Below are 24,533 nucleotides of genomic sequence, written 5' to 3'. Positions count from 1 at the left end.
TGAAAAAATGTTCTATTTGTAAGGAGGAAGTACCCTAGTTTTTGTGAGTGTTGCTTGCTTTTTGTATTTTTGCAGACTGAAACTGAACAAGTATTCATTAAGTTTTTTGATATGCAGAAAAAAATACTTTTTTCCTTGCTGTTTGTATTGATGTGTTGCAGCCAACTTTTGGCACAAATCACTGGCGTTTTAAAGGATGCCAAGACTGGTGAACCCATTATGTATGCGAATGTTTTTTATGAAGGCAAGGGAGTGGGTGGAATCACTGACATGGACGGTCGTTTCGAGGTAGATAAATTTCCTGAATGGAAGGAACTGACTTTTTCTTCTGTGGGATATGATACCAAGAGAGTGCCTATTGACCACAAGACAAAGGAAATGATTGTTGAACTCAATCCTTCGGAATATACGTTGAACGAAGTGATTGTCAAGCCGAAGCGTCAGAAGTATTCCCGTAAGAATAATCCAGCTGTAGAATTGATGAAGAAGGTAGTAGCCAGTAAAGAACTGGATGACCTGAAGCAGAAGGATCACTATGATTACAATGTATATCAGAAACTGACGTTGGCTCTGAATAATATTACAGCCGACTCTTTGCGTGAATCCAAACTTTTCAAGCAATATCCTTTTTTCCGTGAACAAGTGGAGTATTGTCCGGAAATCGACAAGAACATTTTGCCATTGTCGGTAGACGAGACATTGACTCAAATCGTATATCGTAAGAATCCGGAGAGTGAAAAGCATGTCATCAAGGGTATCAACTCTACCGGGGTGAACGAACTTTTCAATACGGGAGATATGCTGACAACGGTATTGAAGGATGTATTCCAGAACGTCAATGTGTACGAAGATCGTGTCCGTTTGTTACAATATCCGTTCGATAGTCCGATTTCAGACAATGGTATAGGTTTTTATCGTTACTATATCATGGATACTACTTATGTGGAGAAGGACAAATGTTTCCAGTTGAGTTTCGTGCCTAACAATCCGCAGGATTTCGGCTTTACGGGTACGTTGTATATTTTGGCCGATTCTACCTTCCGTTTGAAACAATGTGTGCTGAACCTTCCGAAAAAGACGGACGTGAACTTCGTGGAAACCATGTCTATCAAGCAGCAGTTTGGAGCTTTGCCTACGGGTGAATGGGTACAGCTTTCGGACGATATGCTATGTGAATTGAACTTCTTCGGCGGACGCTTCATGGTGCGACGTGCAACTCATAATTCCGATTATAACTTCTTGGATACCAACGAGCGTGTGTTCAAAAAGAAAGGAAGGGAAATCAAGGATGTAAATGCCATGATGCGTAACGATGACTTTTGGAACCGCTATCGTGCAACGGAACTCACAAAGTCGGAAAGCAATATGGGTGGTTTCGTACAGAAACTAGCCAATATCAAAGGTTTCAAGTATGTGCTCTTCGGTTTGAAGGCATTGATTGAAAACTTTGTAGAAACAGGAAGCAAGGAACATCCGAGTAAGGTGGACATCGGTCCTATCAATACCATTCTGACCAGTAACTATATCGATGGAACTCGTTTGAGAGCTTCAGCACAGACTACTGCCAATTTGAACCCGAACTGGTATTTCAAAGGATATGCTGCTTATGGTTTCAAGGATGAAAAACTGAAGTATTTGGGACAGGTGGAATATTCTTTCGATAAGAAAGGGTATCTGCCACGCGAATTTCCGAAGCATTCGGTGGCTGTATCTTATCAGTACGATAATATGTTGCCTTCAGACAAGTATATCAATACCGACAAAGATAATATGTTCACTTCGTTGAAATGGGCGAAGCAGACGTTGTATAACTACGAACGTAAGTTTACGATCAATTACGAACACGAACGCGAGAACGGTTTGAAGACCACCGTCATGCTCCGTCATGCTAACTATGAGCCGTGTGGTGACTTGTTTTACCGTACGATGGAAGGGGAGTCCCAATTGCAACAAGCCATTGCCAATGGAAGCATTAAGGGGGATGAATTCATGCATACTCCATACAATACCAAGGACATTACCATAGCCGAAGCAACCGTAGGAGTGCGATTTGCTCCGGGCGAAACGTTTGTCAATACCAAGCAACGCCGTTTGCCGATCAACTTGGATGCTCCGGTATTCTCGCTGTCGCACACGTTTGGTATGAATGGTGTATTGGGTTCGGAATATACCTATAATTATACGGAAGCCGGATTCTACAAGCGTCTTTGGTTAGGTTCATGGGGTAATATCGATACTTACTTGAAGGGAGGTATTCAGTGGGACAAGGTACCGTTCCCATTGCTCATCATGCCGGCAGCCAACTTGTCGTACATCATTCAGGATGGTACCTTCAACTTGATTAACAATATGGAATTCTTGAACGACCGTTTTGCCTCGCTCGATATTTCGTGGAACATGCAAGGCAAACTCTTCAACCGTATTCCATTGATCAAGAAGTTGAAGTGGCGTGAGTTTATCGGTATCAAGTGTTTGTGGGGAGAATTGACTGATAAGAATAATCCGTTCTTGGAAGAAAACCGCAATGACAAGACATTGATGATGTTCCCGGGACATTATCGTCCAGGTGGCATCTTCGATTACTCCAGTCATGTGATGAATCCGAAGGAACCGTATGTGGAACTTTGTGCCGGTATCCATAACATCTTCAAGCTGTTGCATGTGGAATATGTCCGCCGTTTGAATTATAATGACTTGCCTACAGCCAATAAGTGGGGTGTCCGCTTGATGATCCGTACCGTATTCTAAGAAACATAAAGAGTAATAAATAGAGAAACTTTAAAATCATGGAACAACAAAAGAAAGCGCATGCTTTGGTGAAGAAGGAATATTTGTTGCCGTTCGTCTTGGTAACCTCCCTCTTCTTTATGTGGGGATTTGCCCGTGCTATTTTGGATGTGTTGAATAAGCATTTCCAGGAAGCGTTGGGAATTAGCTTGGCTCATTCTGCAATGATTCAGGTGATGTTTTATTTGGGTTATTTCATCATGGCTATACCAGCCGGTCTGTTCATTGCCCGTAACGGTTATCGCAAGGGGGTAGTATTTGGTCTACTGCTTTTCGGCATCGGTTCGCTTCTGTTTATCCCGGGCGAATATTTCATGTCGTTCAATTTCTTCTTGTTCTCCTTGTTTGTTATTGCTTGTGGTTTGGTGTTCCTTGAAACAGCTGCCAATCCTTACATGACCGAATTAGGTGATCGCGAAACAGCTGCCAGCCGCTTGAACTTGGCTCAATCCTTCAATGGATTGGGATGTGCTTGCGCTCCTTTGTTGGTGGGTATGATGTTGTTCTCCGAAGGTCAGGAAGCTAATCTTTCTTTCCCATACATGATGATGGGTATCGTGGTATTGGTGGTAGCTTTGATTTTCTCAAGAGTCCAACTTCCTGAAATCACTCATGCTGAAGATGCCGTACAGACAGAAACTACTGCAAGTAAGAAGGGTGTTTGGTCGAACAAGTTGTTCGTTTTTGGTATTTCGGCTTTGTTCTGCTACGAGATTGCCGAAATCTCCATCAATAGTTTTTTTATAAATTATGTGGTGGACGATGGTTGGATGAATGCTCTTGATGCAGCCAAGCTTTTGTCTGTAGCTGGTTTGGGATTGTTTATGTGCGGACGTTTCTTGGGTAGCTGGATTATGCGCTTTGTCCGTGCCGAAAAGTTCCTGTTGATTTGTGCGATAGGAACCGTATTGGCGACAGCTATGGTAGTCATGAATCTCGGAATGGTTTCTTTCGTTTCCTTGATTCTGATTTATTTGTTCGAAGCGATTATGTTCCCTACGATCTTTGCTATCTGCTTGCGCGGATTGGGTAATAACACCAAGCGTGCTTCTTCTTATTTGATGATGACTCCGATTGGTGGAGCCGTAGGCCCATTGTTGATGGGTACGGTAGGCGATATGACCAGCATGTCGTTCTCGTTCATCGTTCCACTTATTTCGTATATGGTGGTCTTGGCATACGCTTTGAAAGTCGTTCGAATACGATAAGATAATATAAAAAAAGAGGTTTCCGATTGGGAACCTCTTTTTTTATGCGTTGATAATTGCTTGAATGTCTTCTTCTGTACCGCTGAACGGTCCGTGATGTTCTAGTTTAAGAGTAGACATGGCTGCAGCAAAACATCCGGCATCGTAGTAAGAAGCTCCTTGGCTTCGCTTGTACAAATAACCAGCAGCATATGTGTCGCCACAACCGGTAGCATCCACTACTTCTTTCGGTGGAAATGCAGGAATACGATGGAACTCGCCTTCTGCATAAATCAATGAACCTAAGCTACCTAACGTAATGAGCACTTCCTTCACACCCCATTCGCCTAACTGACGGGCTGCCTTTTCAGGATCACTATATCCGGTAAGCACTTCCATTTCTTTCTCGTTAACCTTGAGGATATCAATGTATTTCAGTGCTTCGAGCTTTTCTTCCCAATCGATAGCGTATACCTTTTCTCCACGTACTTCACGAAGATAACCTTGAGCATCGGCCGAGAGTACACCCTTTTCAGAAAGATGCTTGATAACTTCGAGCGAGAAATCATCGGCTAATAACGTGCCTAAGTGGTAGATATCCGCCTCTACATTGGCCAAATTCTCGTTAGTGAAAGGATCGGCCTTGGCCAATACACGTTGGCTACGGTCATCGGGATTATCACCATAGATGTTTTCAAAATAAACCGTCTTTCGGCTAGGGATAATCTTTACATCGATGCCTAAATCACGGATGGCTTCTGCCGAAGGATATTCCGATTCGGCCAAAGCAGTCACCAGTTTATAGTGCGAGAAATCTTTTAGGCGGCTGAATGCATGTGAGAAATAATAGGAGGTTCCTCCTGCCATATAAGTGGTCTGTTTCGGTGTGACAATCTTGTCCAATGTGATGTGACCGATACAACAAATGTTTTTCATATGTCAACAATATTTCGTTTTGTTTTCGAATCGATGAATATAATTGCACAAATATACGATTAAAACGTATATTCTTTGTTCTTTCCAACTTATTTTTTCTAATTTTGCTTGCAATAAATAATAAATGATGAATTTATGACAAGAAAAACACTCTTATTGATTGCTTGCCTCATGGGCTATGCGACTGCGGTTTTTTCACAGACGTTGAACCGTAGTGCTTGGATGAAGGGATTGTCCGATGAAATTCCGGTTTGCCAATTGACTATCCCTGCTACACACGATAGTGGTGCTTTGTTGGGTGGAGAAGCTTTGCAGACGCAGGACATAACGATTCGTGAACAACTGGAAATAGGTGTGAGAGGATTCGATATCCGTTTACAGGCTTGTGAGAACGGGAAGTTGGGTGTATACCATAGCGTGCAGTTTCAGGAAATCTATTGGGAAACAGACGTACTTCCGGTTTTCATCGAATTCTTAAAGAAAAATCCGTCCGAAATGCTTTTTGTTTCCTTGAAGAAGGAGGGGGGAGAATCCGAAGCTTATCGCCGTTTGGCAGCTGCCAGCTTGAACGACCAAGCTCTTGCTCCATACGTTTTGAAGGATTTCAAGAACGACTTGACATTGGGCGAGGCGAGAGGCAAGATTCTTTTCATGCATCGTGATCGCATTTTGAAGGAATACCCAGGTGCCCAATGCAACGGTTGGGACGATAATACTACTTGTTGGGTGACACTGAAGGATATGAAGGGAAATGAAACTCTCGTATCCGTGGAAGATGAATATGGCTACCCGAGTGGTAAGAAGGCGGCTTACAAAGGACGCATCACCTGGAAGAACATGGAGACGGCCATGAAAAATAAGGGTAAGCAGAACCGTTGGTATATCAGCTTTGCGAGTGCTACAGCGCTTCCTGTGGCAGGACCGGCTGCTTTCTCGGACGTTGTGAATCCAATGCTCGCCAAGCATACTCAAGGGTTGAAGCAGTCTTGTGGTATTGTCTTGGTGGACTTTGCTGGTACACCGGATGCCCGTACGCTGATAGACAACTTGATTCTCTCCAACAACCCGATGAAGGTGGCTATGCCACTTCGTTTCAAGGAGGGAAAGTTGAGAATAGCTCAACTCACTGATGTACATTGGGAGCCGAACTCGGAAAAATCGGAAAAGAATCCCGAAACCATTCTGAAGGTATTGGAAAAGGAAAAACCGGATGTTGTGATTCTCACTGGAGATGTTGTAACGGATAAACCGGCTGTGAAAGGATGGCAGAAGGTGGTCGACATGATGGAAAAAGCAGAAATTCCGTTTGCTGTGACCATGGGGAACCACGATGCTGAAAACCTTTCGGAGGATTCCATTTATCACATTCTTTGTCAGTCTCGCCTTTTTCTCGGTGAGAAGGGACCGGAAGCATTGAGCGGAACTGGTAATTATATCCTTCCTGTGTATGCTTCGGATGGTACTGATAAGGTGAATGCCTTGCTTTATTGCTTGGATTCCAACGACTACACTACGGATTCGGAAAAGTATGGAAATTATGCTTGGATAGATAGAAATCAGATTAATTGGTATTTGGAACAAAGTCGTGCTTATACAGAAATAAATAAAGGTAAAGCTCTTCCTGCTTTAGCATTCTTCCATATAGCCTTGCCTGAATACAAGCATCTCCATGGTCGTTCCGATATGTACGGACATTTGGGTGAAGACGGAGGCTGCCCAAAAATTAATAGCGGCATGTTCCATGCTATGATAGAGGCAGGTGATGTGATGGGTGTCTTTGCCGGTCATGATCATGACAATGATTATATCGGTCAGGAATACGGCATTGCTTTGGCTTACGGACGAGTATCGGGACACGATGCCTACGGAGATTTGGAACGTGGTGCCCGTATCATCGAATTGCAGGAAGGAAAGCGCCAATTCGATACTTGGATAGCTACTCCTTCGGGAAAGAGTTTGGCGTATTATTATCCATCAGCCATTACTTCGGACGATGAGGCTGTTACTCCACTTCCGGCTAAACAAGTGTCGCCGACCAAGAACGGAGTATCTTATATCTACTACGAAGGAAAGTTCAAGCATACCGACCATTTCAAAACGAATGGTGTAAAGAAAGATGAAGGTACAATGCCGAACTTCTCCATTCTCAATGCCCCGGCCAAGGATCACTTCGGATATGAATTCAAGACGTATATCTACATCCCGAAGACGGGCGTTTACAATTTCTATTTGTATTCGGATGATGGTTCGTTGCTTTATATCGATGGAAAGGTAGTCATTGATAACAATGGTTCGCATAGTGCTGCTCGCAAGGGTGGAAAAATCGCTTTGGAAGAAGGATTCCATGAACTTCATCTGCTTTACTTTGAGGACTATATGGGACAGGAACTGAAGGTGAAAATCTCCAGTCGATGGATGGAAGAACAGTTTATTTCGGATAAAATGGTCTTTTTATCTGAATAATTTTACCTTAATAAAAAGAAACCTTATATTTGCCTGCTAAAAAATATTAAATAATATCCGTTTGAATATTAATTAAAGTCATTAAATAGTTATTTTATGAAAAAGAAAATGTCTGTTTTACTGAGTGCTGCCATGCTGGGATGTGCATTCCCGTTGTCAGTACACGGTAATACCATGGTGGATGAGATAGCCTCTATCCAGCAGAACAAGACCATTAAAGGTCGGGTATTAGATGCCAATGGCGAGCCTGTAATTGGGGCTAGTGTTTTGGAAAAAGGTACTACCAACGGTACGATTACCGATTTCGATGGTAATTTCCAATTGAATGTGAAGGAAGGTGCTGTCTTGTCTATCAGCTACATTGGTTATGCGGCTCAGGAACTGACAGCACAGGCTAATATGACCATTACTTTGAAGGAAGACACAGAACTTTTGGACGAAGTCGTGGTTTTGGGTTATGGTGCAGGTCAGCGTAAGCAGGACTTGTCTGCATCTGTAGGTGTATTGAGCAATACGGAAGATTTGGTCACTCGTCCGGTTAGCTCTACGGAAGGTATGTTGCAAGGTCAGTTGGCCGGTGTGGTTGTTTCATCGAATGGTGGTGACCCAACCGGTACTCCGAATATCGTGATTCGTGGTCAAGGTTCTCAGAATGGTGACAATGTGTTGTGGGTAGTAGATGGTGTACCAGGTGCTCCGATTGCTTCCATGAACGATATCGAATCAATCGTTGTATTGAAGGACGCGGCTTCGGCTGCTATCTATGGTGCTCAGTCGGGAGCCGGTGGTGTAGTGTTGGTGACTACCAAGAAGGCTAAGGAAGGTGCTCCATCATTGAGTTACGATGCAACATTCGGTATCCGTCAAGCCATGAACTTGATTGAACCATTGAATGCAGAAGAGCAATTAAAGATGCGTCAGCTTTCATATGCTAATGCTGGCTTGTCATTGCCGGCTGGTTGGGATGTAAGCAAGAATCCATGGATTGGTACTACTCGTACAGACTGGATGGATGAAATTTTCCGTACTGGTTTCTACCAACGTCACAATGTGGCATTGAACGTAGGTACTGAAAATTATTCTAACCGCCTTTCATTTGCTTTTGACCAAGACGAAGGTGTATTGGAAAATACATTCGACAAGCATTTTACTTTGCGTTATAATGGTAAGTTCAAATTGAACAAGTGGGTGACTATCAGCGAAGACTTGATTTGGAAGAACCACGAAGACCGTTCAGTAGACACTAATAGCGGTTATACAGGTGCGGTTATTGCAGCAATGTTCATGCCAGCCAGTGCTACTGTTTATAATCCGTTGGATGGTACATACGGTGGTACAACTACTGAGGATCCGGCTTACATCGCACAATATGGTTCAAACTTTGCCGATGCTCATGGTGATGCTGTGAACCCAATGCGTTTGTTGGAAGCTCACAACCGTTACGACAAGACTAGCGAAGTATGGTCTACTACTAGCTTGGAAATTGCCAATATCGTTCCTGGTTTGAAGTTCACCAGCCGTTTCACTTATAGCCTCGAACATCAGAACTACAAGAACTTCAGCCCAATCCGTGATGAAGTGGGTAAGCCTGAATTGTCGAACAGCTTGAACAACTATAGCTATCGTACCGATGCATGGAAGACTGAAAATACCTTGACTTATGACAATACTTTCAATGACAAGCATACAGTAGGTGTATTGCTTTCTACTACTGCAGACCACTATGCAATGCGTGGCTTGGAAGTGGATGGTAAGGACTTTGCTGATGAATCAAGTTATTTGCAATACTTGTCATATGCAGGTTCTACTACTGCTTACGATTTCTTGACTGGTCCGGATGCTAACGTTTCATTGATTGGTCGTTTGGCTTATTCATACGATGACCGTTACTTCTTGACTGCTTCTTGGCGTCGTGACTATGCAGGCCGTTTGCCGAAGGACAATAACTATGGTGACTTCCCGGCTTTGACTGCTGCATGGAAGATTTCAAACGAAGCTTTCTTCCCGGAAAACGATGTAGTGAACTTGTTGAAGGTACGTGCTTCTTGGGGTCGTGTAGGTAACTTGGGTTCTATCGGTTACAACTACAAGTCGGCTGTATTGAAGAAGTCATCTTGGTCAGAACAAGCTCAATATGGTCCTGAATCGGGCAAGGTATGGGAAAACTTCGTATACAATGGTGTAGCGTTGAACCCGAACTTGACTTGGGAAACTTCTGAACAATGGGACTTGGGTATTGACCTCGATATGTTTAATAACCGCTTGAACGTAGCTCTCGACTACTTCGACAAGCGTACATTCAACTTGATTCAGGAACAGACCATGAACTGGCCGAACACCATCGGTATCAGCGGTATGTTGGTTAATCAGGGTGAAATCAGAAACCGTGGTTTCGAAGCACAGATGAGCTGGAAGGACAAGATCAACAAGGATTGGAGCTACTTCGTATCAGGTAACTTCTCTTATATTAAGAATAAGGTATCCGATATCGGCGTGAAGAATCAGGACGGTACTCCGGGGGTATGGACTGGCGAAGGTGGTTTCCGTAACATCCCTTACATCTATCAGACTGCACAAGGCCAACCGCTCAACTCGTTCTATTTGATTAAGGCTGATGGTATCTTCCAAAGCGATGCTGAAGCAGCTGCTTACGTGAAGGATGGCAAGCGTATCCAACCGGATGCTGTAGCCGGTGACTTGAAGTTCGTAGACTTCAACAACGATGGTAAGATTGATACCAACGACCGTCAGTACATGGGCAATGCTACTCCGGAAACTACATTCGCTCTTTCAGGTGGTTTCACTTACAAGAAGCTTTCAGTGAGCGCTATGTTGCAGGGTGTAGGTGGTGCTCAAGCATTCTATGCTGGTAAGTACATGGGCTTGAGTGATGCCGAAGGTAGCTTCAACCGTTCAAAGGAAATCTTGAATGCATGGAGCCCAAGCAATACCGGTTCTGACATTCCACGTTTGGCAAAGAACGACCCGAACAGTAACTTCAGTACAGCTTCTGATTGGTACTTGGAAGATGCTTCTTACCTCCGTTTGAAGAACTTCACTGTATCATACGACTTGACAGACGTACTCCGTAAGTGTGCTCATTTGAACGAACGCAAGAGCAGCATGTCTGTATACTTCAGTGGTGAAAACCTCTTCACTATTACTGACTACTCAGGTATGGACCCTGAATGTGGTGGTTGGGATGCCATGAAGTATCCGGTATCTAGAGTATTCTCTTTGGGTGTGAAGTTGACATACTAAGAAAGATTGACTAATAAATAAAAGAATAAGAAGATGAAAAAATATATTTCAGTTTTTGCTTTGTCTGCATTGGTATGTAGCTCATGTAGCGACTTCCTGGATGTACAACCGGAAGGCGATGCTACGACTACCCAATATTTTACAAACGACCAGCAGGCAATTGATGCCATCGATGGCTTGTATGAAAGATTCCATCAGGAAGGTTGCTACGGACGTGAGTTGTTCTGGGAACAGGGTGGTGCTTGTGACGTAGTATGGGGTCGTACCCGTGGTTACAATACTTTGGCTACCTTGAACTATACCGGCGATGAGTCTCCGTTGAGAGACGTGTTCAGCCGTATGTATTCTACCATGGCTCGTGCCAACTGGGTGATTGACGGTTTGTTGAACAAGGAAGCTTCGACTGCTTTGAGCGAAGTGGAAAAGCGCAGCTTGGGTGAAGCTTATTTCAACCGTGCTTGGGCACACTTCATCATCGCTTACCGTTATGGTACCGACAAGCAGGGTGTTCCATTCGTACGTTATGAAGATTTTGAAAATGGTTATGATAACTCCATTCCTCCACAGCGTGCATCGGTAATGGAGAATTACCAGTTGATTATCGAAGATATGGACAAGGCTATCAGTTACTTGCCACGTTTCGAAGAATACGATGCAGACAACCGTGGTCGTGCTCACGATGCAGCTGCCGTAGCTTTCAAGGCGAAGACATACGCTTATTGGGCAACTTGGGAAGCAGGCCAGTGGAGCAAGGTCATCGAAATGGTGAACCAGTTGGAAACTGCTTATGGCCGCGATTTGGCTCCTACATTTGCCGACGTATTCTCTTCAGACTTCAAGGATTTCTGGAACGCTGAATACCTTTGGACTATCCCTGGTAACGGTGGTTCAAGCGGTGGTGGCTCTGAATTCCCGGGTGTTATCCTCGAAAACAAGGGTTGGGGTGTATACAACGGCTGGGGTCAGAACAAGCCTTCTTACGACATCTACGAAATGATGGCTAAGGATGGTGAAGGTAACGATCGTCTGGTTCGTTCTATCTTGGAGTACGGACAAGAATTCCAGTTCTTCGGTGAAACACGTACTTTCTGGTCAACTTCCGACTTGGAAGCTGGTTTCATGATTAACAAGTACATGGACCCATTCAAGCATGCCAATGCTACTGACGAAGGTTATGTAAACACTAACGGTAACTGGCCGACAGTTCGTTTGAACTTCCCGATTATCCGTTTCGCTGAAATGTTGTTGTTCCGTGCGGAAGCTTACTTGATGACCGGTGCTGCCGACAAGGCTACTGCTGATTTGAACCGCATCCGTGTACGTTCTAATTTGCAGCCTTTGGCAGGTACAGCTACTATGGCCGATTTGTATCACGAACGTCGTTGTGAATTGGCATTCGAATTCACCGACCACTTGTTCGACTTGAAGCGTTGGCATCGTTCCAATAATGCTGAAATCAAGGCGTTGGCAGCTGCTGAGTTGAACGCTCATCCACGAGTACGTGTATACGAAGACCGTGCTAATCCGGCATCGGCTTTCACTATCGAAGGTTATGGTGACTATGTAAATAAGAACTCGTATGCAGACTATATGATGGTGTTCCCTTATCCTAGCGAACAGGTAACTAAGTCAAACGGTCAGTTGAAGCAGAACGAAGGTTATTGATTCGTTTCATATACAGAAATAAAGACGGCGGTATTTTGAATACTGCCGTTTTTTTGTAGATAATTTTGGGTATATCTTGTGTTTTCCTTATTTTTGTTGAATGGTTTGAAATTTAATGAAAAGTATATGAAATACACAGATTTATTGGTGGGAGGACTTTGCTTGTTCTGTGCTTGTTCTTCTCCGCAGAAAAATCCGATTGATTATGTAGATCCCTTCATCGGGACAGGATTCCATGGACATACTTATCCGGGTGCAACGACTCCTTTCGGTGCGGTTCAGTTAAGTCCCGATACCCGTCGAGGCAATTGGGATGCCAGCTCGGGCTATCATTATTCGGATTCAACGATTCTAGGTTTTTCACACACGCACTTGAGCGGTACGGGATGTCAGGACTTGGGTGATGTCTTGCTTCGTCCTACTACCCAACCGGTACGCTTGGAAGGAGAGGGGGATATCTTCTTGCCGGCGGCTTTCTCGCACGACTCTGAAAAGGCGACTCCGGGATACTATGCCGTGACCTTGGCTGAAGAGCAAATCAAGGTGGAACTGGCGGCATCGACCTTTGCCGGTATGCATCGATACACCTATCTGAATGATAAGGATGCTTCTGTGATTGTGGATTTAACTCACATCCTGAATACCGATGACTTCATCTACGAAGCGGAATTGAAGCAGACTGCCGATAATGAAATCGTGGGAATGAGACGTACCCGTAGTTGGGTGGACAACCAATACATCTATTTCGTGCTTCAGTTCTCGAAGCCGATTCAGGAATGGCAACAGCTGAATGACAAGCAAGGGCTGGCTCACTTCGGTCAAGAACGCGAAGTGTTGGCCAAGGTAGGTCTTTCCATCGTCAGCGCAGAAAATGCCCGTGAAAACTTGTTGCACGATATGCCGGACTTCAACTTCGAGGCCGTTTGCCAGCAGGCCAAGGCGGCTTGGGAAAAGGAATTGGCTATAGTGAACGTAAAGGGAGGTACCGAAGCACAACGCACCAATTTCTATACGGCTTGGTATCATTCATTGGTGGTGCCTAACCGTACCAACGACATCAACAATGACTATCGTCGCCATGATAGCAGCATCACAAAGACTCCGGAAGGAAAGACCACTTATTCCACTTTCTCTACTTGGGATACGTTCCGTGCATGGCATCCGTTGATGACTTTGACCGATACCGAATTGGTGAACAACATGATTCAGTCATTGCTCAATATGTATGAAGTGACTGGCGAACTTCCTATCTGGCCGCTTTCTTCGGGCGAGACAGGAACGATGATTGGCTATCACTCGGCTTCCATCATTGCCGATGCTTACATGAAGGGCATCCGTGGTTATGATGCTGAAAAGGCATTGGAAGCGATGGTGGTTTCTTCCAACAAGAATGCCAAGGGTTCGGACTTTTATACGAAGTATGGTTTCATCCCTTCGAACATCAAGCGTGAATCGGTATCTTGTTTGTTGGAATATGCATACGATGACTGGACCATTGCTCAGATGGCCAAGGCGATGGGTAAGGAAGACGTTCACAAGGAATACATGGAACGTGCCTTGAACTATTGCAATGTATTCGATGGCAATGTCCGTTTCTTCCATGGCAAGCGTTTGGATGGCAACTGGGAAGAAAAGTTCAATCCGGATGCGGTAGGTCATGAATTTACCGAAGCGACTGCTTGGCAATATCGTTTCTTCGTACCTCATGATGTGAATGGTATGATTCAACTCTTCGGTGGTAAGGAAACCTTTACGGCCGATTTGGATGACTTGTTCAATACATCGGCGGGTGTCGTAGGAAAGGCATCGGATATTACCGGCTTGATTGGTCAGTATGCACATGGCAATGAGCCAAGTCACCACATGGCCTATCTTTATAATTATATCGGTCAGCCTTGGAAGACACAGGCCATGACCCGTCGTTTGCTCGATGAAATGTATGCACCGACCCCAGAAGGTATCGTGGGTAATGAAGACTGCGGTCAGATGTCGGCATGGTATATCATGAGCGCTATGGGCTTCTATCCGGTATGTCCGGGTAGCAATGAATTCGCTTTGACTACTCCAATCTTCGAACAAGTGGATTTGCAATTGGCGAATGGCAAGACTTTGACCATTACTGCCAACAATCCAACCAAGAATATCTATATCGATGCGGTAACATTGAATGGCCAACCGATTGAAAAGAACTTCATCACTTACGAACAGTTGATGCAGGGTGGCACCCTGGCCTTTACGTTGACTGATGAACCGAATATGCATAGAGGTACATCGGATGAGGCTGCTCCTTATTCGGCTACTGAAGGCAATTGGGTATCGATGCCGTATGTGAGTCAGGACTTGCATCTGTTTGAAGGAGAGACAGAAGTGTCTTTGTCAACAACCACCGAAGGAGCCAGGATTTATTTCACTTTCAATGGTGAAGAACCGGATGAAAATTCATTTGGATATGTAGAACCATTTACTTTGGGATGCTCGAAGCTGATAAAAGCCAAGGCATTCAAGGAAGGTTACAAGCCTAGCCGTACCTTTACTGTTCAAGCAACCAAGGCCGAATTCAAACCGGCTCGTCAAGCCAAGGGTACAGTCAATGGTGTGAACTATGTACATGTAATAGGTAACTTCCAGAAGGTGGCTGATTTGAAGAATGGAAAGTTCGTAAAGCAAGGTGTCATGACCGAACCTTCCATTAAGGAAGCTGTACAACCGGACCACTTCGGTTATACCTTTACGGGTATGTTTGACATTCCGGAAGATGGTATCTATGGTTTCTTCACCCGTTCGGATGATGGTAGTGTCTTGTACATCGATGGAGAAAAGATCGTAGATAACGATGGTTCTCACTCGGCATTGGTAGCTAGTGGTAAGGTGGCTTTGAAGAAAGGCTTACATACTTATCAGTTGCTTTACTTGGAAGATTACGAAGGAGATCATTTGAGTTGGGGGTGGAGACTCCCGGGTAAGGATGAGTTTGAAAAGATTCCGGTTGAAAAATTATTTGTGAAATAAGAATACATGAACAAGCATTGGATAAAATTAGGAATGGCCGCATTATTGTTGGGAAGTATGCAAGTTTCCCAACCGATGCAGGCACAGGAAGTGGCTAGAGAAGCCAAACTTCATACATACATTATGGAAAACCCTTACGATGTGCCAGAAATCAAGGCACCGAAGGGTAAGAAAGTAAAGAATGTGGTTCTGATGATTGGTGATGGCATGAGCTTGATGCATGTCTATTCGGCTTGGACAGCCAATCGGGGTAAGTTGTATTTGGACAATAGCCAGGCAGTTGGCTTGTCGAAGACTTATTGTGCGGATAAACTGATTACCGACTCTGGAGCAGGAGGAACCGCCATTGCAACGGGTCAGAAGACCAAGTATCATTACGTAGGGGTAGACCCTCAAGGAAATGAATTGCCTTCGTTGATTACGTTGTCAAAGCAGAAAGGTATGTCGGCTGGTATTGCAGTCACTTGTCGCTTGTGGGATGCCACACCGGCCGATTTCTGTTGTCACAACGTGGATCGTGATGATGAATATGATTTGGTAGCCGACTATGTGGAATGTGATGCCGACTATGTAGTGGGTGGTGGAGCAGAGAAGTTTGAGAATCGTCCGGATGGCCGTAACATATTCCAAGAGTTGGAAGCGAAGGGCTATCAAGTAGCCCGTAGTTGGGAAGAAGCCCAAGCCTTGAAGAATGGTAAAATCTTTGCCGTAACAGATAAGAGAGATACTCCGGTACCGGCAGAACGTGGAGACCGTTTGGCTCAATCGGCTTTGAAGGGCATGGATATCATGGACAAGAACAAGAAGGGATTCTTTCTAATGATTGAAGGTTCCCAATTGGATGACTATGGTCATTTCAACGATTTGGACTTGTTGATGCAGGAAACCCATGACTTCGATCGTACGGTAGGTAAGGTATTCGAATGGGCGGCTAAGGATGGAGAAACTTTGGTCGTTGTGACTGCTGACCATGAAACAGGCGGTTTGACCTTGGTGGATGGTGATTTGCAGAAAGGCGAAATCAAGTGTAAGTTCTCGACAGGTAGCCATTCAGGCGTGATGGTTCCTGTTTATGCATTCGGTCCGGGTGCGGAACACTTTACCGGCTTGTATGAAAATACCGCGATATTCGATAAGATTGCAACCCTCTTAAAATTGAAGAAATGATGAAAAGAAGAACAATCATAGCAGGTTTGCTCGGTATGGCTATGTTGCCGGGCATCGGTCATGCACAAAGTTGTGGCAATGACAGTATTTATAAGATTCCTTATAAGGATACGTATGTAAAGCAGGCATTGGTGGCGGAAAATGAATTCCGTGTACAGCAGCCTAAGTATGTCACTCTACCTACTTTTGCGGAAGCGAAGGAAGTTCTCCCGAAGCCTATTTGGGCTGGTCATGACGAGGAAATCAACATGTATTGGCGTGCTTGGGAAATCGGGGTTGGCAATTTGCGCAATCCTCAACCGGGTTCCGGTTTCATCATGCCGTACATCGATACTGCCTATAATGGAAACATCTTTATGTGGGACTCTTCCTTTATCTTGATGTTTGCCCGTTATGGCGCCCGTTTCTTCCCGTTCCAGAATACTTTGGACAACTTCTATGCCAAGCAGCATCCGGACGGTTTTATCTGTCGTGAAATCAAGGCAGATGGTGCCGACTGCTTCGAACGTTACGACCCGGTAAGTACAGGACCGAACTTGATCCCTTGGTGTGAAATGGTGTACTTCCACCAGTTTGGCGATATGGAACGTTTGCACAAGATTTTCCCTGTACTTTGTTCTTATTATAAGTGGTTGAAGTTGAACCGCACTTGGCGAAACGGTATGTATTGGTCGAGTGGTTGGGGTACAGGTATGGACAATATGCCTCGCGTACCAAGCGAATACAGCATGATTTTCAGCCATGGTCACATGATTTGGTTGGATACCAACTTGCAGCAACTCTTCATTGCCAACTTGTTGCTCGAAATGGGTTTCTATTTGGAACGCTGGCAGGAAATCGAAGAGTTCGAGGATGAAGTGGAACATCTCAAGAAATATATTCGTGAAAACTTGTGGGATGAAGAAACCGGCTTCTTGTATGACCAGTATGCCGATGGTTCGCTTTGCAAGACCAAGGGTATCGGTGCTTATTGGGCATTGTACTCGGATGTGTTGAACGATGATCAAACCAAGCGTTTGGTAAAGGAATTGGATAATCCGGCAACTTTCAAGCGTACACACCGTGTTCCTTCTTTGTCGGCAGACAATGCCCGTTACAAGGCAAACGGTCGTTATTGGCAGGGTGGCGTTTGGCCGGGAACCAACTACATGGTGATGACTGGCTTGAAGCAGAAAGGTTTCGATAAGGAAGCTCGTGAAATTGCATTGAACCATTACGACCAAGTGTTCCAGGTGTACAAGAAGACCAATACATTCTTTGAATATTATGCACCGGAAAGTACCGAACCGGGATTCATGGCTCGTAAGGACTTTATCGGTTGGACCGGTTTGGCACCGATTGCGGAATTGATTGAATTCATCATTGGCATCCGTGGCGATTATACCAACAAGAAGATTGTATGGGATATGAATTTGACTGAAGCTAACGGTATCGAACGCTATCCGTTCGGTCCGGAAGGATTGATTACTTTGAAGGCAAATGGTCGTCGTTCGGCAGCTGATAAACCGAAAATCGAAGTGGAATCGAATGTGGATTTCCAGTTGGTAGTCCGTTATGGCGACAAGGAAGAAACCTTCCAGGTAGTTGCCGGAAAAAATAATTTCTAAATCTAATACATTTATTATATGAAGAAGAATCATTGGATAGCTGCATCGGCATTGGCATGTATGTTGGCATTGGCACCATCGTCGGTGGAAGCAGAAAATAAGGTAGACAACAAGCGTCCACCAGTAGCAGAAAGAAACTTTACTTCGAAGGCGGTAGAAAAACTGATTAAGGAAGTAAGTAAGGTTATTCAGGACCCGAAGTTGCGTGAAATGTTCCAGAATTGTTATCCGAATACCTTGGATACTACCGTAAAATTTAAAATGGATGGCAAGAAACCGGATACTTTTGTCATTACAGGCGATATTGATGCCATGTGGTTGCGTGACTCCTCTGCTCAGTTATGGCCGTACTTGGTTTTGATGGAAGGGGATAAGGAATTGCAGACATTGATTGCTGGTTTGATTAACCGTCAGACAGCTTGTATCTTGCTCGATCCGTATGCGAATGCTTTCAACGATGGCCCGAAGGGTAGCTATTGGGAAAGTGACATGACTCAAAAGATGCGTAAGGAATTGCACGAACGCAAATGGGAAATCGACTCATTGTGTTATCCGATTCGTGTAGCTTATTTCTATTGGTTGCTCACAGGCGATACTTCGGTATTTGATGCCCAATGGCACGAAGCCATGCAGTTGGTCGTAAAGACTTTCAAGGAACAACAACGTAAGGACAATCTCGGTCCATATAGCTTCATGCGTGATTGTGACCGTCCGACTGATTCTCAAATCAATGGTGGTTTCGGTGCACCGGTGAAGCCGGTTGGCTTGATTTTCTCTGCTTTCCGTCCATCGGATGATGCTACTCAATATGGCTTCTTGATTCCATCGAACATGTTTGCCGTGGTATCGTTGCGTCAGTTAGCCGAAATCGAAACCAAGGTATTGAAGAATACAGAATTTGCTGCTGAATGCAAGGCATTGGCAGACGAAGTGGATGCTGCTATTCAGAAATATGGTGTCGTGAATCATCCGGTAGCGGGAAAGGTTTATGCATTTGAAGTGGATGGTTACGGTAACTCTTATTGCATGGACGATGCCAATGTGCCTAGCTTGTTGGCTGCTCCTTATTTGGGTTATTGTGCACAGGACGATCCGCTCTATCAGAATACCCGTAAGTTGGTTTGGAGTGAAAACAACCCATACTTCTTCAAGGGTAAGGATGGTGAAGGCATTGGTGGACCGCACGTAGGATTGGATTATGCATGGCCAATGAGTATGATTATCAAGGGATTGACAACTAATGATGCCGCAGAAATCAAGGAATGTCTGACTCATCTTTGCAATACTGATGCAGACACAGGCTTTATGCACGAAAGCTTCCATGTGAATGATCATCATAAGTTTACCCGTTCTTGGTTTGCTTGGACCAATACCTTGTTTGGTGAATTGGTAGTAAAGGCTTATCGTGAATGTCCTGAAATTTTAAAGGATACTTATAAGAAGTAAAGATATGAAACCTTATGTATTGGCCCTTGATTTAGGAGGGACAAATTCAGTATTAGGGGTAGTCGACGAGACTGGAAAGATTGTGTGTACGGATAGCTTCCGTACACAATCTTTTTCTCTGTTGGAAGACTATGTAGAACAGTGTGCCTTAGTGGCTGAACGCTTGTTCGAACAGGTCGGTGGAAAAGACCAAATCGAAGCTTTTGGCATCGGTGCTCCCGATGTGAATTATTGGGGACAAACCATCGAGAATGCGACTAACCTTCCTTGGAAAGGAATCGTACCTTTGGCCTCTAAATTGGAAACACGTTTGGGAATCCGTGTGCGAATGACCAATGATGCGAAAGCCGCTGCTTTGGGTGAAATGCTCTATGGAGCAGCCAAAGGCATGAAGGATTTCATTATGCTGACTTTGGGAACAGGTGTCGGAAGTGGTATTGTGGTCAATGGCCAGTTGGTATATGGTAAGCGAAGTTTCGCAGGTGAATTGGGGCATACCTCCATTCGTCCGGAAAACGGTCGTCCTTGTCCTTGTGGACGGAAGGGTTGCTTGGAAACCTATTGTTCGGCAACGGGAGTGGCGGAAACAGCCCGTGAATACTTGGCTTCAGGCAACTATCTGGAAAGTCCGCTTCATGCTTTGCCTTTGGATGAAATCACTTCGAAGGATGTATACGATGCAGCCGTGCAAGGAGACCGATTGGGTAATGAGGTCTTTGCTTTTACTGGACAGTTGTTGGGTGAAAGTTGTGCGGACTTTGCTACTTTCTCCGATCCGGAAGCCTTTATCTTCTTTGGTGGTTTGACCAAGGCTGGCGACTTGTTGATGGAACCTATTGTGAAGACTTATAACGAAACGGTATTTGATAATTATAAAGGTACAGCTCGTTTTCTCGTGTCGCAATTGAAGGATGCAGAAGCGGCCTTATTGGGGGCTGCAGCCTTGGCTTGGACCGATAGATAGTTAAAAACTGACAAAATTGCTTGTTGTATACCAACTTATTAGTAATTTTGTCATGGTTTAGCAAAAAGAATATGGTAAAAGCTGAGATTCAGAACATCAAACTCCGTTTTGGTATTATTGGGAATGCCGAAGGACTGAATAGAGCCATTGATATTGCAATGCAGGTGGCTCCAACCGATTTGTCGGTACTGATTACCGGTGAAAGTGGGGTAGGTAAGGAAAACTTTCCCCAGATTATTCATCAGTTCAGTCGCCGGAAGCATGGATATTATATTGCAGTGAACTGTGGGGCCATTCCGGAAGGTACCATTGATTCGGAATTGTTCGGTCATGAAAAGGGTTCGTTTACGGGCGCTATTGGTGACCGTAACGGTTATTTTGCGGAAGCCAATGGGGGTACCATTTTCTTGGATGAAGTAGGGGAGCTTCCTCTATCTACTCAAGCTCGCTTGTTGCGTGTGCTGGAAAGTGGCGAATATATTAAGGTAGGTTCTTCCAAGGTTCAGAAGACAGATGTCCGCATTGTGGCGGCTACCAATGTGAATTTGGCGGAAGCCATTGCTTCGGGACGTTTCCGTGAGGACTTGTTCTATCGTCTGAATACTGTACCTATCAAGATACCTCCTTTGCGTGAACGTGGCGAGGATATCTCTTTGTTGTTCCGTAAATTTGCTTCTGATTTTGCTGAGAAATATCGAATGCCTTCGGTGCAGTTGACCGAAGATGCAAAGGCCATGCTGATGGCTTATCCTTGGCCGGGCAATGTTCGTCAGTTGAAGAACATCACGGAGCAGATTTCCATCATTGAGACCCATCGGGAAATCAATTCTCATATTTTGCAGAATTATTTGCCTGCCCAACAGATGGATGCTCGGTTGCCGATGCTGTTCGGTGCCAAGGGCAATGGTGGGGGAAAGACGTTCGAAAGCGAACGGGAAATTCTGTATCAAGTCTTGTTTGATATGCGTCGGGACATGACGGAACTGAAGAAGTTGGTCAATACGCTCATGGCTGAACGGGGAGGCGAACCTAACTATAGTATGGTACATCCGGCTGTAACATCGCCTACCATCAATATCTCTCCATTGACCCATGCCACTCCTACTATTTCTCATGCGGATGATGATATCCAGGATACAGAAGAATACGTAGAAGAGACACTCTCATTGGATGAAGTGGAGAAGGAGATGATTCGGAAAGCTTTGGAACGTCACCATGGACGACGGAAGAATGCAGCAAAGGACTTGAAAATATCAGAACGTACACTCTATCGAAAAATAAAGGAATATGGTTTGGAATAAAATGAAATATTGGGGAACAATGTGTGTCATGGCTATCGTGATGACGGCTTGTTCTGTTTCTTATCAGTTCAATGGATCGTCCATTGACTATACAAAGGTGAAGTCTATCGCCATCGAAAACTTTGCCAATCGTTCGGTGGGCTTTGTATGGGGGCCTATGGAAAGTATGTTCAATACAGCTTTGCAGGATATCTATACCCAACAAACCCGTTTGCAGATGGTGAAACGTGGTGGTGACTTGACTCTTTCTGGTGAAATCACCAATTACGATGCTTATAATAAAGGGGTAGGAGCTGATGGTTATTCTACCATGGCCGAACTTCGTATGACCGTTCGTGTTACTTTCACCAACAATTCCAATCCACAGGAAAACTTCGAGGCTAAACAGTTCTCGGCTAGCCGTGAATACGATGCTACTCAGCAGTTGGCTTCGGTACAGGACGAATTGGTGAACCAGATGATTAAGGACATTGTAGACCAGATTTTTAATGCAACCGTAGCAAACTGGTAAATGTATGATACAGCAACGTCTTTATGAATGGATAAAACATCCCGAGCGATTGGATCGGGAGTCTTTGTACGAGCTTCGTTCGTTGCTCGCACGCTATCCTTATTTCCAGACGGCCCGATTGCTGTACCTCAAGAACCTTTTCTTGCTGCATGACATCACTTTCGGGGAGGAGCTCCGACGGGCTGCTTTGTATATTGCCGATCGTCGTGTCCTTTTCTCTTTGGTAGAAGGGGAACGATATACTTTGAAGGCATTGGAAAAACAGCTGGTACCGGAAGAAACTGTTGGAGTGGATCGTACACTCTCATTGATCGATGCTTTCTTGTCCACTTTACCGGAAGAACCTTCTGCTTCGAACATTATTTCTTTGCCAATAGAAGCAGCGACGGACTATACATCCTACTTGATGAAGGACTCGTTTGTGGGAGAAGAAGTGAAGGGTGAGGAAGAACCAAAAATGAAAGGTCAAGATCTAATTGATAGTTTTTTGGAGAATTCCGAGGAACAACCTTTGATTTCTTCAGTAGTGGAAGAAGAGGAGGATTCTTTGGAGCAAACAAGGGAAGAACCGGAGGAAGAAAGCTATTTTACAGAGACTTTGGCCAAAATTTACGTAAAACAGCAAAGATATTCGAAAGCTCTTGAAATAATTACGAGATTAAATTTGAAATATCCCGAAAAAAACGCTTACTTTGCAGACCAAATTAGATTTTTGGAAAAATTGATTATTAACAATAAACAAAAATAAGGGAAAATGTATTTTTTATTGATCGGATTGATTATTATCGCTGCATTGCTTTTGTGCTTTGTAGTTATGATTCAAAACTCTAAGGGTGGTGGTTTGGCTTCTAGTTTTGCTTCTTCAAACCAGATTATGGGTGTTCGCAAGACTACAGACTTTATTGAAAAGATGACTTGGGGTTTGGCAGGTTTTATGGTAGTCATCAGCATCGCTTGTGCTTATGCACTTCCTTCTGCAACAGCAGAATCTTCTGTTATCATGGAACAGGCTGTAAAAGAAAGTGCTACTAACCCATTGAATGCACCTGCAGGTTTCGTTGCTCCTACAGCTACAGAAACTCCGGCTGAAGCTCCTGCTACAGAAGAAGCACCAGCTCAGTAATTCGCATCTTTTTTTAGAAAAAGAATAAAGGCGGTTCGTTCCCGGAAGGAAATGAACCGTTTTTGTTTTTCATTCCTTTGGATTTTCTTATTTTTGTGAAAATTAAAAATGGAAGTATTATGTTGAAATTAATATCATGGAATGTAAATGGCCTTCGTGCCTGTTGCGATAAGGGATTCAGAGAAGAGTTTGCACGTTTGGATGCCGATTTCTTTTGCTTGCAGGAAACCAAGATGCAGGCGGGTCAGTTGGATCTTCAGTTTGAGGGTTATCAGTCGTATTGGAATTACGCCGAAAAGAAAGGGTATTCGGGTACAGCTATCTTTACCCGTCACCAGCCTTTGTCGGTAGCGTATGGAATCGGAGTGGAGGAGCACGATCATGAAGGTCGTGTCATTACGTTGGAAATGGAACATTTTTATCTCATTACGGTTTATGTACCTAATTCGCAGGACGGATTGAAGAGATTGGACTATCGTATGACCTGGGAAGATGCTTTCTTGGCTTATCTCCAGCAGTTGGAAGAAAAGAAGCCGGTGGTGGTGTGTGGTGACTTGAATGTGGCTCATCAGGAAATCGACTTGAAGAATCCGAAGAGTAACCGTAAGAACGCTGGTTTTACAGACGAAGAGCGTGCTAAGTTTACTCGATGGCTGAATGCGGGCTTTACAGACACTTTCCGCTACTTTTATCCGGAACAGAAGGAAATCTACTCTTGGTGGTCGTATCGCTTCAAGGCGAGGGAAAAGAATGCAGGCTGGCGTATTGACTATTTCGTTACCTCTGCGTCCTTGAATGAAAAGTTAGTCGATGCCAAGATACATACCGATGTATATGGTTCCGACCATTGTCCGGTAGAATTGGTTCTTGATTTATAAAAATAAAAAGTTGGAATTTCACCCTTCACACCCTTCACCTTTCACCGTTTTATGTGAAGCGTGAAGGGTGTGAAGGGTGAGAATCCAACTTTTTAATCTAACAGACAACGGAATAACTTTTCCAAAGAGACCGCCGTCTTTTTTAAAAATGTCTTATACTGCCATAGGTAGACACATTTATAAACGATTAAAATGTGTAAGCAGTATGCGAAAGAAATGGCAACATTA

16 protein-coding genes are annotated in these 24,533 nt (G+C 44.3%); 15 read left to right on the top strand and 1 reads right to left on the bottom strand.

Features of this window, described 5'->3' with window-relative positions:
- Nucleotides 1–111 precede the first annotated feature (111 nt).
- Nucleotides 112–2,748 (top strand): DUF5686 and carboxypeptidase-like regulatory domain-containing protein, encoded by a 2,637-nt coding sequence (locus Q0486_RS12485; protein ID WP_299233830.1) that lies wholly within the window; start codon nt 112–114, stop codon nt 2,746–2,748.
- A 38-nt stretch (nt 2,749–2,786) separates the two neighbouring features.
- Nucleotides 2,787–3,995 (top strand): sugar MFS transporter, encoded by a 1,209-nt coding sequence (locus Q0486_RS12480; protein ID WP_299233828.1) that lies wholly within the window; start codon nt 2,787–2,789, stop codon nt 3,993–3,995.
- Between the two features lie 42 nt (nt 3,996–4,037).
- Here Q0486_RS12480 and Q0486_RS12475 read toward each other — a convergent pair whose 3' ends face one another.
- Entirely contained in the window at nt 4,038–4,910 is an 873-nt protein-coding gene (locus Q0486_RS12475; protein WP_299233825.1) for a PfkB family carbohydrate kinase, read from the bottom strand.
- A 135-nt stretch (nt 4,911–5,045) separates the two neighbouring features.
- On the opposite strand from Q0486_RS12475, the gene Q0486_RS12470 reads away from it, so the two are divergent.
- The 13 genes from Q0486_RS12470 (at nt 5,046) to Q0486_RS12410 (ending at nt 24,305) form a co-directional block, all read left to right on the top strand.
- The gene (locus Q0486_RS12470; protein ID WP_299233822.1) at nt 5,046–7,373 is read left to right on the top strand and encodes a metallophosphoesterase; all 2,328 of its coding nucleotides are present in this window, start codon (nt 5,046–5,048) and stop codon (nt 7,371–7,373) included.
- A gap of 174 nt (nt 7,374–7,547) precedes the next feature.
- Nucleotides 7,548–10,634, top strand: a complete 3,087-nt coding sequence (locus tag Q0486_RS12465) for a TonB-dependent receptor (protein WP_299234168.1) — start codon at nt 7,548–7,550, stop codon at nt 10,632–10,634.
- 33 nt (nt 10,635–10,667) lie between these two features.
- Nucleotides 10,668–12,299 (top strand): RagB/SusD family nutrient uptake outer membrane protein, encoded by a 1,632-nt coding sequence (locus Q0486_RS12460; protein ID WP_299233819.1) that lies wholly within the window; start codon nt 10,668–10,670, stop codon nt 12,297–12,299.
- A gap of 126 nt (nt 12,300–12,425) precedes the next feature.
- Complete coding sequence (locus Q0486_RS12455; RefSeq protein WP_299233813.1) at nt 12,426–15,308, top strand: GH92 family glycosyl hydrolase; 2,883 nt, start codon at nt 12,426–12,428, stop codon at nt 15,306–15,308.
- 57 nt (nt 15,309–15,365) lie between these two features.
- A complete protein-coding gene (locus tag Q0486_RS12450) occupies nt 15,366–16,475 on the top strand; it encodes an alkaline phosphatase (RefSeq protein ID WP_299234165.1) in 1,110 nt (369 codons plus the stop codon).
- Between the two features lie 35 nt (nt 16,476–16,510).
- Nucleotides 16,511–18,082, top strand: coding sequence for a trehalase family glycosidase (locus tag Q0486_RS12445; protein ID WP_299234163.1), 1,572 nt, complete (start codon nt 16,511–16,513; stop codon nt 18,080–18,082).
- Nucleotides 18,083–18,142: 60 nt separating this feature from the next.
- On the top strand, nt 18,143–19,528 hold the full coding sequence (locus Q0486_RS12440; protein ID WP_299234160.1) for a glycoside hydrolase family 125 protein: 1,386 nt from the start codon (nt 18,143–18,145) through the stop codon (nt 19,526–19,528).
- Nucleotides 19,529–19,532: 4 nt separating this feature from the next.
- On the top strand, nt 19,533–20,492 hold the full coding sequence (locus tag Q0486_RS12435) for an ROK family protein (protein ID WP_299233810.1): 960 nt from the start codon (nt 19,533–19,535) through the stop codon (nt 20,490–20,492).
- A 71-nt stretch (nt 20,493–20,563) separates the two neighbouring features.
- The gene (locus Q0486_RS12430; protein ID WP_299233806.1) at nt 20,564–21,793 is read left to right on the top strand and encodes a sigma-54 dependent transcriptional regulator; all 1,230 of its coding nucleotides are present in this window, start codon (nt 20,564–20,566) and stop codon (nt 21,791–21,793) included.
- Nucleotides 21,780–22,304 carry an LptE family protein gene (locus Q0486_RS12425; RefSeq protein ID WP_299233804.1) on the top strand — a complete coding sequence of 175 codons (525 nt, stop codon included), beginning with the start codon at nt 21,780–21,782 and terminating at the stop codon, nt 22,302–22,304. Before Q0486_RS12430 ends, Q0486_RS12425 begins: the two co-directional genes overlap by 14 nt.
- Nucleotides 22,305–22,308: 4 nt before the next feature.
- A complete protein-coding gene (locus Q0486_RS12420; protein ID WP_299233801.1) occupies nt 22,309–23,052 on the top strand; it encodes a tetratricopeptide repeat protein in 744 nt (247 codons plus the stop codon).
- A gap of 6 nt (nt 23,053–23,058) precedes the next feature.
- Complete coding sequence (secG, locus tag Q0486_RS12415) at nt 23,059–23,427, top strand: preprotein translocase subunit SecG (RefSeq protein WP_299233799.1); 369 nt, start codon at nt 23,059–23,061, stop codon at nt 23,425–23,427.
- Between the two features lie 119 nt (nt 23,428–23,546).
- The gene (locus Q0486_RS12410; protein ID WP_299233796.1) at nt 23,547–24,305 is read left to right on the top strand and encodes an exodeoxyribonuclease III; all 759 of its coding nucleotides are present in this window, start codon (nt 23,547–23,549) and stop codon (nt 24,303–24,305) included.
- Nucleotides 24,306–24,533: the final 228 nt, after the last annotated feature.

The sequence above is a fragment of the uncultured Bacteroides sp. genome (assembly GCF_937912035.1).
GTDB lineage: Bacteria > Bacteroidota > Bacteroidia > Bacteroidales > Bacteroidaceae > Phocaeicola.
This window is presented reverse-complemented; position numbering and strand designations above follow the sequence as displayed.